The 16,131-nt window shown below is 42.3% G+C and carries 15 protein-coding genes and 2 rRNA genes (1 of these 17 running past the window's edge); 5 read left to right on the top strand and 12 right to left on the bottom strand.

Going from position 1 to position 16,131, the window contains the following annotated elements; all coding sequences use genetic code 11:
• Window positions 1-76: 76 nt before the first annotated feature.
• The 6 genes from MKZ25_RS00670 to MKZ25_RS00645 form a co-directional block, all read right to left on the bottom strand.
• Window positions 77-859: an ABC transporter permease gene (locus MKZ25_RS00670; RefSeq protein ID WP_340799688.1), complete on the bottom strand. Its 783-nt coding sequence runs from the start codon at window positions 857-859 to the stop codon at window positions 77-79.
• Entirely contained in the window at window positions 846-1,748 is a 903-nt protein-coding gene (locus MKZ25_RS00665) for an ABC transporter ATP-binding protein (RefSeq protein WP_340799687.1), read from the bottom strand. Before MKZ25_RS00665 ends, MKZ25_RS00670 begins: the two co-directional genes overlap by 14 nt.
• Window positions 1,745-1,945 carry a PLD nuclease N-terminal domain-containing protein gene (locus MKZ25_RS00660; RefSeq protein WP_340799686.1) on the bottom strand — a complete coding sequence of 67 codons (201 nt, stop codon included), beginning with the start codon at window positions 1,943-1,945 and terminating at the stop codon, window positions 1,745-1,747. Before MKZ25_RS00660 ends, MKZ25_RS00665 begins: the two co-directional genes overlap by 4 nt.
• Before the next feature lie 12 nt (window positions 1,946-1,957).
• Complete coding sequence (locus MKZ25_RS00655; RefSeq protein WP_340799685.1) at window positions 1,958-3,064, bottom strand: helix-turn-helix domain-containing protein; 1,107 nt, start codon at window positions 3,062-3,064, stop codon at window positions 1,958-1,960.
• 232 nt (window positions 3,065-3,296) lie between these two features.
• Window positions 3,297-3,518 (bottom strand): hypothetical protein, encoded by a 222-nt coding sequence (locus MKZ25_RS00650; RefSeq protein WP_340799684.1) that lies wholly within the window; start codon window positions 3,516-3,518, stop codon window positions 3,297-3,299.
• A 77-nt stretch (window positions 3,519-3,595) separates the two neighbouring features.
• A complete protein-coding gene (locus MKZ25_RS00645) occupies window positions 3,596-4,543 on the bottom strand; it encodes a carbohydrate kinase family protein (RefSeq protein ID WP_340799683.1) in 948 nt (315 codons plus the stop codon).
• A gap of 149 nt (window positions 4,544-4,692) precedes the next feature.
• On the opposite strand from MKZ25_RS00645, the gene MKZ25_RS00640 reads away from it, so the two are divergent.
• The 4 genes from MKZ25_RS00640 to MKZ25_RS00625 all read left to right on the top strand — a co-directional run bounded on the left by MKZ25_RS00640 (window position 4,693) and on the right by MKZ25_RS00625 (window position 8,772).
• Complete coding sequence (locus tag MKZ25_RS00640) at window positions 4,693-5,253, top strand: GNAT family N-acetyltransferase (protein WP_340799682.1); 561 nt, start codon at window positions 4,693-4,695, stop codon at window positions 5,251-5,253.
• Window positions 5,254-5,271: 18 nt separating this feature from the next.
• A complete protein-coding gene (locus MKZ25_RS00635) occupies window positions 5,272-6,186 on the top strand; it encodes an EamA family transporter (protein ID WP_340799681.1) in 915 nt (304 codons plus the stop codon).
• Window positions 6,187-6,308: 122 nt separating this feature from the next.
• A complete protein-coding gene (argH, locus tag MKZ25_RS00630) occupies window positions 6,309-7,832 on the top strand; it encodes an argininosuccinate lyase (protein WP_340799680.1) in 1,524 nt (507 codons plus the stop codon).
• Window positions 7,825-8,772 carry an N-acetylglucosamine kinase gene (locus MKZ25_RS00625; RefSeq protein ID WP_340799679.1) on the top strand — a complete coding sequence of 316 codons (948 nt, stop codon included), beginning with the start codon at window positions 7,825-7,827 and terminating at the stop codon, window positions 8,770-8,772. The genes argH and MKZ25_RS00625 overlap by 8 nt, the downstream gene beginning before the upstream one ends.
• Window positions 8,773-8,817: 45 nt before the next feature.
• Here the strand turns inward: MKZ25_RS00625 and MKZ25_RS00620 are convergent, their stop codons facing one another.
• The 4 genes from MKZ25_RS00620 to aceA form a co-directional block, all read right to left on the bottom strand.
• Window positions 8,818-9,201 (bottom strand): YkvA family protein, encoded by a 384-nt coding sequence (locus MKZ25_RS00620; RefSeq protein WP_340799678.1) that lies wholly within the window; start codon window positions 9,199-9,201, stop codon window positions 8,818-8,820.
• Between the two features lie 85 nt (window positions 9,202-9,286).
• Window positions 9,287-9,997 (bottom strand): glycosyltransferase, encoded by a 711-nt coding sequence (locus tag MKZ25_RS00615; protein WP_340799677.1) that lies wholly within the window; start codon window positions 9,995-9,997, stop codon window positions 9,287-9,289.
• 166 nt (window positions 9,998-10,163) lie between these two features.
• Window positions 10,164-11,339, bottom strand: coding sequence for a pyridoxal-phosphate-dependent aminotransferase family protein (locus MKZ25_RS00610; RefSeq protein ID WP_340799676.1), 1,176 nt, complete (start codon window positions 11,337-11,339; stop codon window positions 10,164-10,166).
• A 426-nt stretch (window positions 11,340-11,765) separates the two neighbouring features.
• Entirely contained in the window at window positions 11,766-13,049 is a 1,284-nt protein-coding gene (gene aceA / locus MKZ25_RS00605; RefSeq protein WP_340799675.1) for an isocitrate lyase, read from the bottom strand.
• 215 nt (window positions 13,050-13,264) lie between these two features.
• On the opposite strand from aceA, the gene MKZ25_RS00600 reads away from it, so the two are divergent.
• A complete protein-coding gene (locus MKZ25_RS00600) occupies window positions 13,265-13,936 on the top strand; it encodes a LytTR family DNA-binding domain-containing protein (protein WP_340799674.1) in 672 nt (223 codons plus the stop codon).
• 137 nt (window positions 13,937-14,073) lie between these two features.
• Here the strand turns inward: MKZ25_RS00600 and rrf are convergent.
• A 5S ribosomal RNA gene (gene rrf, locus MKZ25_RS00595) occupies window positions 14,074-14,189 on the bottom strand.
• A 163-nt stretch (window positions 14,190-14,352) separates the two neighbouring features.
• Window positions 14,353-16,131 (bottom strand): 23S ribosomal RNA (locus tag MKZ25_RS00590); it runs 1,150 nt beyond the window's last position.

Here is a 16,131-nt window from a genome sequence, read left to right as displayed (position 1 = left end):
TTATATTCTTAATTTTCTTGAAAGTTAATAGAAAAAAGCAGAAATCAATTGGAAAACAACGATTTCTGCTTACTATTTATACTTTTAAATAACGAATATTCTTCTTACTCATCTTAATGCCGATTATCACTATGACAACAATTAGGATGACCACTACAAGGAAAGTATACCAATAATTTTCCATTAATACGCTATCGGTAAGAAGACCTGTTCCGTACTTTGCAAGCTTCCAAGGTGTAACACTCCAAAAGCTGCCGATTAATGTGTCAATAATCAGGCCGACTGGGATGAGAATAATTGTAACAGCAGCAGCAACAGATGTTTGGAAGGCTGCACTCATCGCAACAGTAAGTGCCATGACAAACAGTAACCATATGCAATACGTACCAAGCATCGCTAAAAATTTCGTTAAATCCACTGTTCCGTAAAGGAGAGCCGTATAATACATGCTCCCCGCATAGCCCGCTAATGCACTGATGATCGCAATTGTGCTTGCAACAATCCATTTACTGAAAAACAATGCCGTAAAAGACATCGGACGTACATAAAGAAGGGTCGCAGTACCATTTTGACGTTCCCGGCTTACGGACCCAATATAGGCGGTAATCAATACGAGCAGTCCAATTGATTGAAATTGACCGGTTGATGCAATAAGCAGGTCAGCCGGCTGGAATTCAGGCATTGTCATCATAAATCCATCGGGCATATTGCCGACCGCCTGCAAAATATCTTCCATAAAATAGTTCATGAGCGGATCGCTAATTCCGAGCAGTACAAAAACAAGCGGAATCCATAAAATCTTAAAGCTGCGAACACTTTCACGCCATTCTTTTAAAAGTAATGCTTTAAATTGCTGCATGCTTCCCCGCCACCTTCATAAAGATTTCTTCCAGGCTTGCCGTTTCCCGCTCCACTTTTACTACTTTATATGGTGATGCCGCCAACTGCTGAAGCAGCTGTTGCATCGACGGACGTTCATCTAAAACTTCTACATATGCCGCTATTCCTTCAGCAACAGCCTCTAATGTAGACTGACTAGCAAATTGCCGTGCCTCTTCCTCAGTTGTGAACGTTATTTTATAACGCGGATCCTCAAACTTTTGCTTCACCTCTGTCAATGACCCTTGCTCGACAAGTTTGCCGTCCCGTAAAAACAGCAGCTGATCGGTCATTTCCTCCGCGTCGTTCAAAATATGTGTTGAGTACAAAATCGTCGTTTGCTGCTGCACTTCCTTCAATAAGTTCATCACTTCCCGACGTCCAACCGGATCAAGTGCCGATACCGGTTCATCCAGCAATAGGAGTTTTGGCTTATGAACTATTGCCTGGGCAATACCTAAACGCTGCTTCATTCCGCCTGAAAACGTCTCGGTCTTTTTATTCATCGCATCCTGCAAACCTACAAATTCCAGCATCTTTTTGCATTCACTTTTTAATGAACGCTTTTCAAGACCGCTTAAATTGGCTACCATCTCCATATATTCAAGAGCAGTCAGCCAGGAATAATATTGGGGATATTGCGGCAAAAATCCGATTGCACTGCGTATATCCTTTACATCCGGCATAATGATTTTGCCGCTTGTCGGCTCCAGTATATTGGAAAGCATCGAAAGTGCCGTAGTTTTCCCTGCGCCATTCGGACCGATCAGCGCTGTAGAAGTATGCATCGGCAAAGTGAACGATAAATCATCCACTACTTTCTTTGCACCAAATTGCTTTGTAAGACCATTCACTTCAATACAAATCATTGGCTTTTCCGTCCGAACAGAAAGTATGCAATCGGTCCGAGTGTATTAACAAACAGCGAAACGAGCACCCATACCCATTTCGGCCCGCGCGTCTCATAACTGCGTACAATATCTACAATCGCTACCGCCGCAAGCACGAATTGCAGTACTAATAACGGCGCAATGAGTCCCCAAGGAATATTCGATAATTGATCCATTTTAAATCCCCCTTAAATTTTCAGATGATGTTTTAAATTGACGAGTAAACTTTTATAGCGCGAATCGTTTTGCACACTTGCCAGCATCGGATTCCCAGCAATACTTTCATAAATTGATTTTTTTATTGATTCCTCATCCCGTGGTGTTTGAGTGCTCAACATAACTTCCTTTGCAATCCATCCATCCAGCAAGTAGAAATAATCGTCTCCTGTGAGTTGAAGCGGAAATTTGATTTGCGTACAAATTTTCACATAGCGCTCAATACAGCGAATTGCTTCATCTATATTATTTTGTGTTGCATAGCCGCTCGATGCTTTTAAATAAAATAGCAGTGTGTTGTGTATATTCAGTTTATCTAAATGAAAAGTATCGATTATCGTTTCAATCCGGCGGACCGACTGTTCAAAATACGGGACATTTCCGATTTCCAAGCTAAGCGCTTCATTCGCATTCGTTATCATATACTGCAGATGCTGATACATATTGACCTGATGAATTTCCTTCGCCTTTTCTATATTGCCCAGCATCGTTTGTGCCGTAGCGATAAGCTGCTCAGTCCCAAGCTGAACGACAGCATTCTCCCCTAATAATTCGAGCACATGCTGAGGTTCCCCTTTTAATATATACGTATATGCCTCAAGTAAATTCGCTTCGTTATTCAGCCGGTAATCTCCACTGAACTCCTTCACACGTTTACAAAGATCCTGGATTTTATCAGCAACGACTTCCTTTTCCTGTGCGAGATTAAAGTAATTGACGTAAAGCTGCGCCATCTTCAGTAAAAATGGAAAGCAACTATAATATTCTTCTATGAGTTGATCAATTGCTGTATCCACTTCAGCAAATGGTTCCTTTGAAAAGCGCTGTGCTAATTCCGCATACATTTTTAAAATTCGTTCATCCGTCAATTGCGGCTCATAACCGAGCAGTGCATCAATTGAAATGTTGAAAAATGTTGCAAGCTTCGGCAACAGTGATATATCTGGATAGCTTTGCCCTTTCTCCCATTTTGAAACAGCGGCCCTTGATACTCCGACATGTCGTGCAATTTCTTCTTGTGTTACTTGCAGTTGCTTGCGGCGCTCTGTAAAAATGGCCGCAAATTGGAAATTCGTCATCCCCCTCACCTCTTACACCTATTATAAAAAGAAAGTTGGCTGTTTAATAGCGACTAATTCTTTCGAAAAGGAGATTTTGTCAACTAGTGGTTACGTACGGGGATGAAGTTAGGGTTTGCGGGGTGAGATGTTCTAATATACTGGGGAAAGTTCTAATATATTTTTATTTGTTCTAATAAAAGTGGGATTTTCTAATATAACCGTTCATTGTTCTAATATCCGGTTGTATTGTTCAAATATCTCCTCTGCATTTTCTAATATCGTTCCGGCTTTTTCTAATATCCTGGATCATTGTTCTAATAAAATTCATAACGCCCTTCTTTTTCCCCTGTCCTCCACTAAATGAAGCCCCCGTTCCCCGCAATTCTTGCCCATCTTCTAATAAACCCGTCACTTGTTCTAATAACCATCCGACTACTTCTAATAAACGGCCGCAATCTTCTAATAACCGCACAGCACTGCCCCCCACCAACAAAAAAGCCGCCTCCAAAATGTAAAAACACTTCGGAGACGGCTTGCTCTATATAAAATTTATTTAATTAAATGCTTAATTTCCTCGTAGCTTGGCAGTGCCGTTAATGCACCGGCTTTAGTAGCCGCCATTGCGCCCAGCTTGTTGCCGAATGCGACACAGCTGAATAAATCTTCTTTTACTGTAGGTAAACCATTGAAGTGAACATAACGGAGTACGCCTGCCATAAACGCATCGCCTGCGCCTGTTGTATCAACCGGAACAACTCGTTCAACCGGAACATGTGTTACTTCACCGTTTAATACGGCATATGCTCCATCAGCTCCAACTGTAACCAACACAATCGGTACTAACAGTTCATCCAACTTTTGTAGACCTTCTTCAATTGTTGTTGTTTCTGTAAGGAAATATAATTCTTCATCTGTAAGCTTTAAAATATCGGCATCTTCAAAGAATGATGTAATCGTTTCACGGCAGATTTCCTCGGATTCCCAACGAAGCGGACGGATATTCGCATCAATTGCGATAATCGCTCCTTTATCCTTGGCCATATCCACTGCGGCACGGGTTGTTTTTAATGCTGTTTCTTCAAACATTGTTCCTGAACAAACATTTAAAATCGAAGCACGTTTGAATGCCTCTTCCTGTAACTGCTCAGGTGTTACTTGTAAATCCGGCGTCTCATCGACATAATCTTTAAATACTCGCTCACATTTTTCAGTTAAATGCACATATACACCACTTACACGCTTCTTCGCATCAAATACAGCGAAATCAAGGTTCACACCTTCTTTTGTAATCTGCTGACGGCAAAATTCCGATGTTTCGTCATCGCCTGTAATTGTAATAAGTGCTGACGGTGCCCCAATACGACTAATCCCTGCTGCAACATTAATTGTTGCGCCACCTAAATACTTCGTAAATGAAGTATTGGTCTGATCATTTGCAATATAATCAACGAATGCATCTCCATAAACTAAGATGAATTCTTTGTCTATTTGGCTCATTAATTGTCTAACCTCCGACGTTGTATGTTCTTACTAATTTACCATAGAAAAGATATATTTATAAAACTTTATACTATTCTGAAACTAATGCTTTCTTCGCGAATGAATTTATTTTCTGTTATACTTTGTTCGGTAAGGAGTTGATTGTGATGACCATTACCATTCGACAAGCAGGGCAAAATGACGCGAAAGCTGTCGCACCTTTAATTTATGACGCAATCGGAGACATTGCAAACAATTTGACTGGTGAAGAAGAAGTTTCGCAGATTTTAGCTGCTTTAGAACAGTATGTCACAGAAACGACAAATCGACACAGCTATTTGAATACATTTGTAGCGGAACAACAAGGGGAAATAGTTGGGATTGTCGTGCTTTATGATGGCCGTCTCGGATACAAGCTCGACCGCCAGCTTGAACAGCAGCTGGCCAAAAAAGGAAGACAGACTACATTGGATGTCGAAGCACATATGGATGAATATTACATCGATACCCTTTGCGTCTCGAAAAAAGCGCGCGGTCATGGCATTGGCACGCTCCTTTTGCAATTTGCAGAGCAAAAAGGCAAAGAGCTTGGCTTCGAGAAAATTTCTCTAAATGTGGAACTAGAGAAACACGATGCACGACGCTTGTACGAAAAAATAGGCTATCGTACAATTGAAAGCTGGACAATAATTAATGAGCCATTTCATCATATGGTGAAGTCGCTTTAGAATAGGAAGAAACACTAAATGAAACAAAACTGGATTTACCCGCTGTTAATCATTATAGCGGCTAGTAGTTACGGAGTATTATCAACAATTGTAAAAGTAGCGATGCAGCACGGCTATACATCGGCAGAAGCCGTGACGAGCCAATATTTCGTAGGATTTTTACTTGCACTCGTTCTCTTTGTTGTAACACAACGCACATTACCAAAGCTAACAAGGAAAGGTACGATTACTTTAATTTTAGCCGGAGTATGTACAGCAGTTACCGGTATTTTTTACGGTCAGTCCCTTAATTATCTGCCTGCATCATTGGCGGTTGTTATGCTGTTCCAATTTACATGGATCGGATTGTTCATGGACTGCTTCCTTAAAAGACGCCTGCCAACACGTATTGAATTAATTTCTTTAATATTTTTATTTGTAGGAACGATTTTTGCAGCAGGTGTAATTGATGTAGATTTATCTCAAATTGCATGGCAAGGATGGGCACTAGGTTTACTGGCCGCCTTTACTTTTGCTGCCTTCATGCAATTTAACGCTCAGCCTGTTGAAGGGGTGACGACGATCGGACGTACATTTATTTTATCTGTTGTATCACTGATTATTGTTTCTATCTTTTTGTCGCCTGAAATTGTATGGAACGGTCAATTGACAGGCGGTCTTTGGAAATTTGGTCTTGCACTCGGGCTCTTCGGTATTATTTTGCCGATTTTACTGTTTTCGATTGCCGCGCCAAAAGTCGGCGGTGCACTTGTCCCGATTTTAAGTGCAATGGAACTGCCTGTAGCAATTACAGTATCGGTCATTGTATTAAATGAAAATTTAACATTTCTCCAAGTTTTCGGTATCATACTTGTACTGTTCGGAATGGTATTGCCATCCTATTTTGCTTCAAAAAAAGTACGTATTATTGATCAAACACAGCAGCTGTCCTAATTTTAGGACGGCTGTTTTTCTTTAATTCGCTCAATTTATTTGAATTGATAAAATTTTCTAATAATTGTAGAATGAGATTACGAGGTAGTAGTTTCTATCATTTGATCGGAGGCCCATTCAACATGTTCTTTCAGAATTACCGCAATCTAATAAATGAAAAAGAAGGAATTTTATTTCCTTCCAATAGTTATCGTCAAATGGTTTTACAGCCCGCTTACGATGAGGCGCGAAAGCATTTTTTGGATGCGATGCTTCAAATTCATATTGCCCATTTAAAGATGCTTGAAGAACAGGAATTGGTTACCCCAGAAAATGCACGCCGTATCGGTCAGGCAATCCAGAAACTTGATCTGGAATATTATAAAACCCGCGATTATAACCCGCAGTTTGAAGATTTATTTTTCCGCATTGAAAACAAGCTAATCGAACTAGGAGGCGACGTTTCCGGAAATTTACATATCGGACGTAGCAGAAATGATATGGGAATCGCCATTTACCGTATGACCCTTCGCAAAAAGATGCTCTCGCTCATGCAAGAACTTTTGAATTTACGTCAATCACTGCTCGTCTTTGCCGAAGAGCATGTAGAGACGATCATGATTGGCTATACACATACTCAGCAGGCACAACCGACAACATTTGCCCATTATTTAAAAGCTGTCATTGATCAGCTTACCAGGGACTATAAACGAATGCAGGCTGCATACAATACGATTAACCGCAGCAGTATGGGCGCGGCTGCTTTGACAACTACAGGGTTCCCGATTAGCCGCGAACGAGTGCAGGAACTGCTTGCTTTTGATGATTTAATCGAAAATGCCTGGGATGCGGTTGCCGGTGCTGACTATATCGCGGAAGCGGCTAGCATCGTACAGCTCGCTGCACTAAATTTAGGACGCACATCTCAGGATTTTTTACTATGGGCAACACAGGAATTCAATGCATTTAAGCTTGCCAGTCCATATGTGCAGATCAGTTCCATCATGCCTCAAAAACGCAACCCTGTATCAATTGAGCATACACGTTCACTGCTCTCATCGGTTGTCGGGGATGCGGCAACCGTATTGCAGATGGTCCATAATACACCGTTTGGGGATATTGTCGATACGGAAGATGATATGCAGCCTTACTTATGGCGGGCAATTGACCGTTTAGTCGGGATTTATAAGCTATTTGCAGGTATGATCCTCACAATGGATGTGAATAAGGAAAACTTATTGAAACGTGCGCAAAACAGCTTTGCCAACGTAACAGAGCTTGCCGATTCCCTCGTACGCTCCGAAGGTATTTCATTCCGCCAGTCACATAAAATCGTCAGCCTATGTGTGCGGGAACTAATGGCAAATAATAAAGAATCGCTCGCAAGCCTTACATGGAACTTAGCAAGCGAAAAATGCCTGGAAGTTACAGGAAAGCCGCTTCAAATTAATGAAATAGCCTTTTATCAGGCGATCCAGCCGGAATACTTCGTTAATATACGAACATTAAAGGGAGGGCCTGCACCTGCAACAATGCGAAAGTCGCTTAAACAGGCACAAGATGATACTGTCCATCTCGAAAATTGGCTGAGAGAAAAAACAGAGGCAATTTTAAAAGCCGAAACTCGTTTGGAACAAATTTTAAAGGGGTGGACGGAAAATGAGTAATCGTTATGTATTAGCCGTTGATGGTGGTGCTTCAAAAACAGTAATGACCATTCGTTCGACAGATGGGCGGGAACTATTTACCGCAACTTCCACAGGATCGAATTACCAGGCTGAAGGAATCGAACATGTCCAACATGTATTTACCGGCCTGCTCAGGAGTGCAGCAGCCCATTTACCGGGTCTTTTCATTGATGTAGCAATTTTTGCACTCTCTGGCATTGATACCGATCAGGACAAAAAGATTATCGAGGAAATTATAGAAGAAAGTATCACTCGCTCACCTTTTACTTTCGGTCAAACTATTATTGAGAATGATGTTGAAGCAACACTTAAGGGACTAGGGAAAAACGATATCAGCCTTCTTATTTCAGGTACAGGGGCTATTTGCTTTAGTCTTATGAATGAAAAGATTAGCCGTGGCGGCGGCTGGGGACATCGGATTGGTGATGAAGGAAGCGGTTACTGGATTGGAAAACATATTGCGAAGGCAATTTTCCGTGCTGCTGATGGACGTAACAAGCCGACCGTATTAACAGAGCTTGTTTTATCAGGTCATCAAGTTGGCAGCACAGACGAATTATTCAATCTTATTTATTCAGAGGATTATACGAATGCCCGATTGGCCAGCTTCAGTTCCTATTTAAAACAGGCGGTCGAAGCAGGCGATGCCGTCGCACAGAAAATTATGCAAAAAGCAGCGGATGAACTCGTTTTATTGGCAGCAACGACATTAAAAAATGCGGGATATGCTAATAAAGCCCATACCTTGTTTTTAAATGGCGGGATTTTAAAAAATAATCCCGGGCTGGTTGAATTAATCACAGTACAGCTCCAAACAACACATCCTAATATAACGTTAAAGCTATGCGAAGAAAGACCGATTGAAGCTATTTTTAATCGCGGCTTACGTGAATTAAACGGTGCCAAGTCTGTAAAATAGACAAAAATCCCCTTTAGCATCATTTGCTTAAAGGGGATTCTGCCTTTATTGCGCTACGTCTTCCTTACTTCCCAGCTTTGAATCGATTAATCCTTTTGCCTCGTCCTTCATTTCATCTGTAATAGATAAATACACTTTTCCCAGCGCCGTTAAAATGATAAATGCATCATCCGTCAAACCGACTAAAGGGAGAAAATCGACAACTAAATCAAACGGTAAAATGAAATACCCCAGCGCCCCTAAAACAACCAGTTTACTAGATTTAGGCATGTCCGGACTACGCAGGGCAACGTATAGTGTCGCAGCTGCCTGCATTGCTTTATAGCCTAAACCCCCACCGAAGTTTTTTAGTTTATGCAAGAATTTTTTATCTGAAAAATGTTGGTCTTGGCCTTCAATCATTTTTTCGAAATTATAATGTTCGCCCATACTCATGCTCCTTTCTTTACTGATATTTTATTATTCCTCAAATATCCACCTCGTAATCCTATACGTTTTCGCAATAAGAAAAGATTCATTTCATATTCTGCCTTTTATGTAGGAAATTCAACCAAAGCTGCTGAAAAATTTTCGTCGGATTCAACACTTCGTCATAGTAGATAATTGAATTTTTCCGGAGCTTTGCATGACCGATCGGTACCTCGTAGACAGGCACTTTTCTTCTTATCGCCTCAATGAGCATGTTCGTATCATAGTGATACGACTCCCCCTTAACTTTACAAAGCCATGGAAGATGTACTCTTGGAATATAGCGTAATCCTGTTTGGATATCGAGCAAACGTTTACGGATAAACAGTTCAAACACCATCGAATAGGCGCGGTTTTGCAGTTTACTAATGAACGGGTAATCTGAATCTTTGAAATCCCGAATACCTAGTATAATCCCGTCCGAAAATATTTTCGTACTCGATAACACCTGCTCCACATCCAATACCGAATGCTGGCCATGCGCTCCTACCGTAATAATTCCCTTTGCCCGCAGCCGAGTTTTCAGTACATACTCCATCCCGGTTTTAAGTGCGCGGCCTTTCCCCAGGTTTTTGTCGTGTGTTAAAACTTCGCAACCTTCTTGCTGCAGTTGTTCAAACAGGCCATTATATTTTTGATCACTGCCATCATTAATGACAATAATATGAGAAACCTGCAATGCACTCAGTTTCCTGACAAATCGAAGAAGGGCCGGTAGAGGGTTTAACGCTGGAATCATCACAATGACTTGCTCCATTTTGCATGCTCCTTTATAAATATTTAAAAAGATCATTTATTTGAACGCTATTCAACCGAATTTAATACGATCGGGAATAGGATGTGGTGTATATAAAAAGGAGAACGCTCATAAATTGCACCGTCCCCCTTTCATAAATATTCCACCGGTCATTGCCAGTTAATCTTTAGCTTTGTACCGTTGCTGCTTCCATTTCTTGAGCAAATACGCTTTTTGCCTTTTCAATATCGACTTGCAGCTGTTGCTCTTGCAGTGCTTCACCAATGGCAACAATGGCCTGCTCCAGCATTTCTGATGTCGTATTCCCCATATGTCCAATTCGGAATGCTTTTCCTGCCAAGTGGGCTAAAGAACCTGCTACGATAATACCGCGGTTCGCCAAGCTAGCACGGAACTTGCCATCTTCAATACCTTCAGGATATAAAATACAGCTTAATGTCGGCGCTGCTACTTCCTCATTAGCCAGTGGTGTCATTCCGTATGTACGCAGCGCCGCACGGATTGCTTTACCAAATGCGATATGACGCGCTTCACGTTTTTCCATGCCCTCTTCCAATACAATATTTAATGCAACATCATATGCGTAAATTAAGTTAACCGGAGGCGTCGCAAAGTACATCGCCGGGTTATCCATAATAGCACGCCAATTATAGATATCCGCATAATAGGCCGGCACTGTCTCGATTTGTTCACGGGCAGCCAATGCCTGCTTACTGAAAGCAACAATCGCCAGTCCTGGAGGAATACCAATCGCTTTTTGGGATCCTGTTAGCACAATATCAATTTTGTAGTCTTCTTCGCCATAAGCTTTACTCATATCCTCTTGCAATGCTGCTGTTGCGACAACCCCATCGACAATGACAAGTGCACCAGCTGCTTTAATAATCGGAACAAGCGTCTCTAAATCGGAAACAACGCCAGTAGATGTATCTGCATGCGTAATTGTTACGGCCTTATAATTGTTAGCCTTCACCGTTTCCTCCACAAGCTTTGCGTCTACACGTTCTCCCCATGTCGACTGCAGTACATCAACTTCAATTCCAAAAGCCTTTGCAAGTGGTGTAAAACGATCACCGAAATAGCCATGGCTAATAACTAGCAGTCGTTCACCTTTTGCAATAGTATTTACGATTGCCATTTCCATTGCCAATGTACCCGAACCCGCTACTACATACACTTCCCCGTCTGTATTAAACAGCTTTTTCGTATTAGTCAGCGCGTTTTTAAAGGTTTCAACAAATCGAGGATCGGTATGGCCTCTCGTTTCACTTGCCAAGGCATCATAAATCTCATCCATTACCGGTGTCGGCCCCGGTACTAATAATAATTCTTTATTTTTCATTGGTATTACTCCCTTTTCTAAATAATAAAAATATTCTATCTATATAATATTCTCTATAAGTGATTAGAACTCCTTTAATTCTCTAAAATAGAAAATGCCTTTTTAGCCCCATCCAAGCTAAAAAGACATTCATCTATAAAAACCCCTTAGTTTTCCTTATATGTTGGGAGGCATCCCATGCTAAACCGCGTTCCAATTCGATTTAGCTTATATCATAGTAGTCAAGCTGTTCAAGTTCAAAATATTATTCCTCTTCCACATCCTATGTTTCTTTCAATAGCCGCTTCGGCATAACGTCTATTTACTAAGTGCACATTCCCCAATGTCACTTGAAACGGTAAGATAAAAGAAAAGGAATATGTTAATCCGAATAAGCAGTTCCCCGTTTATGATTTTCTTCATAACACTGCCTATTAAACCTCAATCTTATACAAATTGCTCTGTTTCAGTAGAGCCGGACATAGCAGTTGTCGAAGATGTACCACCTGAAATTGTTTGTGATACTTCATCAAAGTAACCAGTACCTACTTCACGTTGATGACGAGTAGCAGTGTAACCTTTACTTTCAGCAGCAAATTCAGCTTGCTGCAATTTAGAGTAAGCAGCCATACCGTTATCTTTGTAGTCATGCGCAAGTTCGAACATACCGAAGTTTAAGCTATGGAAACCAGCAAGTGTAATAAATTGGAACTTATATCCAAGTTTCCCTAACTCACGCTGATACTCTGCAATCTCTTCATCTGATAATTTAGCTTTCCAGTTGAATGAAGGCGAGCAGTTATACGCTAACATTTTCCCAGGGAATTCAGCATGGATTGCAGCAGCAAACTCACGAGCTTCTTCTAATGATGGGTGAGAAGTCTCACACCAGATTAAATCTGCATATGGAGCATAAGCCAATCCGCGGGCAATTGCTTGCTTAATGCCTGGTTTAGTACGGTAGAATCCTTCTGGAGTGCGTTCACCCGTTAAGAACTCTGCATCGCGTGGGTCAATATCTGACGTAACCATGTCAGCAGCATCTGCATCTGTACGTGCGATTAAAATTGTATCAACGCCTGCCACATCAGCAGCTAAACGTGCAGCAATTAAGTTACGTACAGCATTTTGCGTAGGTAATAATACTTTTCCGCCTAAGTGACCGCATTTTTTCTCGGAAGCTAACTGGTCTTCTAAATGCACACCAGCAGCACCTGCTTCAATCATCCCTTTAACTAACTCGAATACGTTTAATGGACCACCAAAACCTGCTTCCGCATCAGCTACAATCGGCGCAAACCAGTCAAAACCATCATCGCGGCCTTCCGCATGGTCGATTTGGTCAGCACGCTGAAGCGCCTGGTTAATACGTTTTACCACTGCAGGTACAGAGTTTGCCGGATATAAAGACTGGTCCGGATACATTTGGCCAGAAAGGTTTGCATCTGCAGCTACCTGCCACCCCGATAAGTAGATTGCCTGTAAACCTGCCTTTACTTGCTGTACTGCCTGATTCCCCGTTAAAGCCCCTAAAGCATTAATGAAAGGTACTTCGTGTAATGACTTCCATAAACGAGCAGATCCTCGTTTTGCTAATGTTTGCTCCTGGATGAATGAACCTTGTAACTTTACAACCTCTTCTGCTGTATAGCCACGCTCAATACCTTTCCAACGCGGATTTTCCGCCCAATCCTTTTGTAAAGCTTCGATTCTTTCTTGACGAGTTGACATAATAATTTTCCACCTTCCCCATTGTGTATGGATGTTCTTTTAGAAAAATTTGTAATTGTCTGTTCCATAACAGAACATCTTGCTGTAATATAATGTATAACAGAATGTTTAACTTTTCATTATTTTCTGACAAATTAACTTTAATTTAGGACGAATGGGTATATTTGGAGGATGAATTGTCATTTAGGCAATAACACAGAAGGAGTGGATTTGCATTGTCATTACAAAATATTGAAATCGAAAAGAGCATTTTAAATCAGTATAAAACTATTTTAGAAGATTGGATTCCTCAAGATGCATCGATTGCAATAGCAGTAAACAATAGCTTTATTTATTTCAGTACAGGTCATCATCATTTTTCTTTGAAAGTTGGATCCGATGTTCCGAAAGACAGTATTGCTTATAAAGTACTTCAAACAAATCAAAAAGTGGATGCTGTTATGGAGAATACACTTTTTGAAACACCCTATTATGCAATCGGCTATCCGATTTTGTTAAATGGCGAAAAAGGTGCTTTAGTTGTTGTCCTGCCCCCATTATTTAAAGTAAAGAGTTCAGATATGTACCAGTTTTTAACCGGAAAGCAAATGGAAGATTGGGTGCCTATTTCAATTGATCAAATTTCATATATTGAAAGTCTGCAAAAACGAACGTGGTTTTATTCCAAAGGCGAACAATATAAAACAGCTGTTACACTTAAAGAATTACAGACTCGACTACCAAATAATTTTCTTCGCATTCATCGTTCCTATATTATAAATATTTGCTTTATAAAGAAAATTTCGCGTGACCTGACTTCAAATTTTATTGTACAGCTGAAAGACGGCGTAGAATTACCAGTAAGTCAGTCCTATATCAATAACTTGCGGGCAGTTCTGGAGTTTTAATATGGGGTGGATAGAAAATGGGGAAACTTATAAATGAAGATTAGGAAAGCTTGAAAGAAAAATAGAGTTCTATAAATTGAATTCAAAAATTGAAAATAAACAAAAAACCCACTGATTTCTCAGTGGGTTTGCATTGTGCGAAGCGACGTCCTACTCTCACAGGGGGAAGCCCCCAACTACCATCGGCGCTAAAGAGCTTAACTTCCGTGTTCGGTATGGGAACGGGTGTGACCTCTTTGCCATCATCACTTCACTTGCACATGGATGTGCTGGCGTCTACGTTACCACAGGACGTGGTGCTTTTAGTAGACGTTCCTTAATTGGCTTTCAATACACGAAGTGTCTTGAAACCCTTGAAAAGAAATTTCATTCTTTCAAAACTGGATAAACGGTTCATTGAATTTTTGCAATAAAATGTGGTTAAGTCCTCGACCGATTAGTATTCGTCAGCTGCATGCGTCACCGCACTTCCACCTCGAACCTATCTACCTGATCGTCTTTCAGGGGTCTTACTTACTTGCGTAATGGGAAATCTCATCTTGAGGGGGGCTTCATGCTTAGATGCTTTCAGCACTTATCCCGTCCATACATAGCTACCCAGCGATGCCTTTGGCAAGACAACTGGTACACCAGCGGTATGTCCATCCCGGTCCTCTCGTACTAAGGACAGCTCCTCTCAAATTTCCTACGCCCACGACGGATAGGGACCGAACTGTCTCACGACGTTCTGAACCCAGCTCGCGTACCGCTTTAATGGGCGAACAGCCCAACCCTTGGGACCGACTACAGCCCCAGGATGCGATGAGCCGACATCGAGGTGCCAAACCTCCCCGTCGATGTGGACTCTTGGGGGAGATAAGCCTGTTATCCCCGGGGTAGCTTTTATCCGTTGAGCGATGGCCCTTCCATGCGGAACCACCGGATCACTAAGCCCGTCTTTCGACCCTGCTCGACTTGTAGGTCTCGCAGTCAAGCTCCCTTATGCCTTTACACTCTACGAATGATTTCCAACCATTCTGAGGGAACCTTTGGGCGCCTCCGTTACTCTTTAGGAGGCGACCGCCCCAGTCAAACTGTCCGCCTGACACTGTCTCCTACCCCGCTAAGGGGCATGGGTTAGAAGTTCAATACAACCAGGGTAGTATCCCACCGACGCCTCCTTCGAAGCTGGCGCTCCGAGATCTCTGGCTCCTACCTATCCTGTACAAGTTGTACCAAAATTCAATATCAGGCTACAGTAAAGCTCCACGGGGTCTTTCCGTCCTGTCGCGGGTAACCTGCATCTTCACAGGTACTATAATTTCACCGAGTCTCTCGTTGAGACAGTGCCCAGATCGTTACGCCTTTCGTGCGGGTCGGAACTTACCCGACAAGGAATTTCGCTACCTTAGGACCGTTATAGTTACGGCCGCCGTTTACTGGGGCTTCAATTCACAGCTTCGCTTGCGCTAACCGCTCCTCTTAACCTTCCAGCACCGGGCAGGCGTCAGCCCCTATACGTCACCTTACGGTTTTGCAGAGACCTGTGTTTTTGCTAAACAGTCGCCTGGGCCTATTCACTGCGGCTTCTCTAGGCTATGCACCCAAAGAAGCACCCCTTCTCCCGAAGTTACGGGGTCATTTTGCCGAGTTCCTTAACGAGAGTTCTCTCGCACACCTTAGGATTCTCTCCTCGACTACCTGTGTCGGTTTGCGGTACGGGCACCTCTCACCTCGATAGAGGCTTTTCTTGGCAGTGTGAAATCAGGAACTTCGCTCATACGAGCTCGTCATCACAGCTCAACGTTATAGTATGCGGATTTGCCTACATACACGCCTTACTGCTTGAACACGCGCAACCAACGGCGTGCTTACCCTATCCTACTGCGTCCCCCCATTTCTCAAACGGTGAGGAGGTGGTACAGGAATATCAACCTGTTGTCCATCGCCTACGCCTATCGGCCTCGGCTTAGGTCCCGACTAACCCTGAGCGGACGAGCCTTCCTCAGGAAACCTTAGTCATACGGTGCATGGGATTCTCACCCATGTTTCGCTACTCATACCGGCATTCTCACTTCTAACCGCTCCACCAGTCCTTCCGGTCTGACTTCAACGCTGTTAGAACGCTCTCCTACCACGCATACTCAAAGTATGCATCCACAGCTTCGGTGAATCGTTTAGCCCCGATACATTTTCGGCGCAGCGTCACTCGACCA

It is taken from the genome of Solibacillus sp. FSL W7-1464, from assembly GCF_038004425.1.
Classification (GTDB): Bacteria; Bacillota; Bacilli; order Bacillales_A; family Planococcaceae; genus Solibacillus.
Note: the sequence above shows the minus strand (reverse complement) of the source record. Positions and strands in the feature narration are given on the sequence as shown.

Excerpts from the sequence above, each read along its gene's own strand:
- MKZ25_RS00615 (WP_340799677.1), bottom strand. The coding sequence starts at position 9,997 with ATGGAGCAAGTCATTGTGATGATTCCAGCGTTAAACCCTCTACCGGCC.
- argH (WP_340799680.1), top strand. The coding sequence starts at position 6,309 with ATGTTCTTTCAGAATTACCGCAATCTAATAAATGAAAAAGAAGGAATT.
- MKZ25_RS00625 (WP_340799679.1), top strand. The coding sequence starts at position 7,825 with ATGAGTAATCGTTATGTATTAGCCGTTGATGGTGGTGCTTCAAAAACA.
- MKZ25_RS00660 (WP_340799686.1), bottom strand. The coding sequence starts at position 1,945 with ATGGATCAATTATCGAATATTCCTTGGGGACTCATTGCGCCGTTATTA.
- MKZ25_RS00670 (WP_340799688.1), bottom strand. The coding sequence starts at position 859 with ATGCAGCAATTTAAAGCATTACTTTTAAAAGAATGGCGTGAAAGTGTT.
- MKZ25_RS00640 (WP_340799682.1), top strand. The coding sequence starts at position 4,693 with ATGACCATTACCATTCGACAAGCAGGGCAAAATGACGCGAAAGCTGTC.
- MKZ25_RS00645 (WP_340799683.1), bottom strand. The coding sequence starts at position 4,543 with ATGAGCCAAATAGACAAAGAATTCATCTTAGTTTATGGAGATGCATTC.
- MKZ25_RS00665 (WP_340799687.1), bottom strand. The coding sequence starts at position 1,748 with ATGATTTGTATTGAAGTGAATGGTCTTACAAAGCAATTTGGTGCAAAG.
- MKZ25_RS00620 (WP_340799678.1), bottom strand. The coding sequence starts at position 9,201 with ATGGGCGAACATTATAATTTCGAAAAAATGATTGAAGGCCAAGACCAA.
- MKZ25_RS00635 (WP_340799681.1), top strand. The coding sequence starts at position 5,272 with ATGAAACAAAACTGGATTTACCCGCTGTTAATCATTATAGCGGCTAGT.
- aceA (WP_340799675.1), bottom strand. The coding sequence starts at position 13,049 with ATGTCAACTCGTCAAGAAAGAATCGAAGCTTTACAAAAGGATTGGGCG.
- MKZ25_RS00655 (WP_340799685.1), bottom strand. The coding sequence starts at position 3,064 with ATGACGAATTTCCAATTTGCGGCCATTTTTACAGAGCGCCGCAAGCAA.
- MKZ25_RS00610 (WP_340799676.1), bottom strand. The coding sequence starts at position 11,339 with ATGAAAAATAAAGAATTATTATTAGTACCGGGGCCGACACCGGTAATG.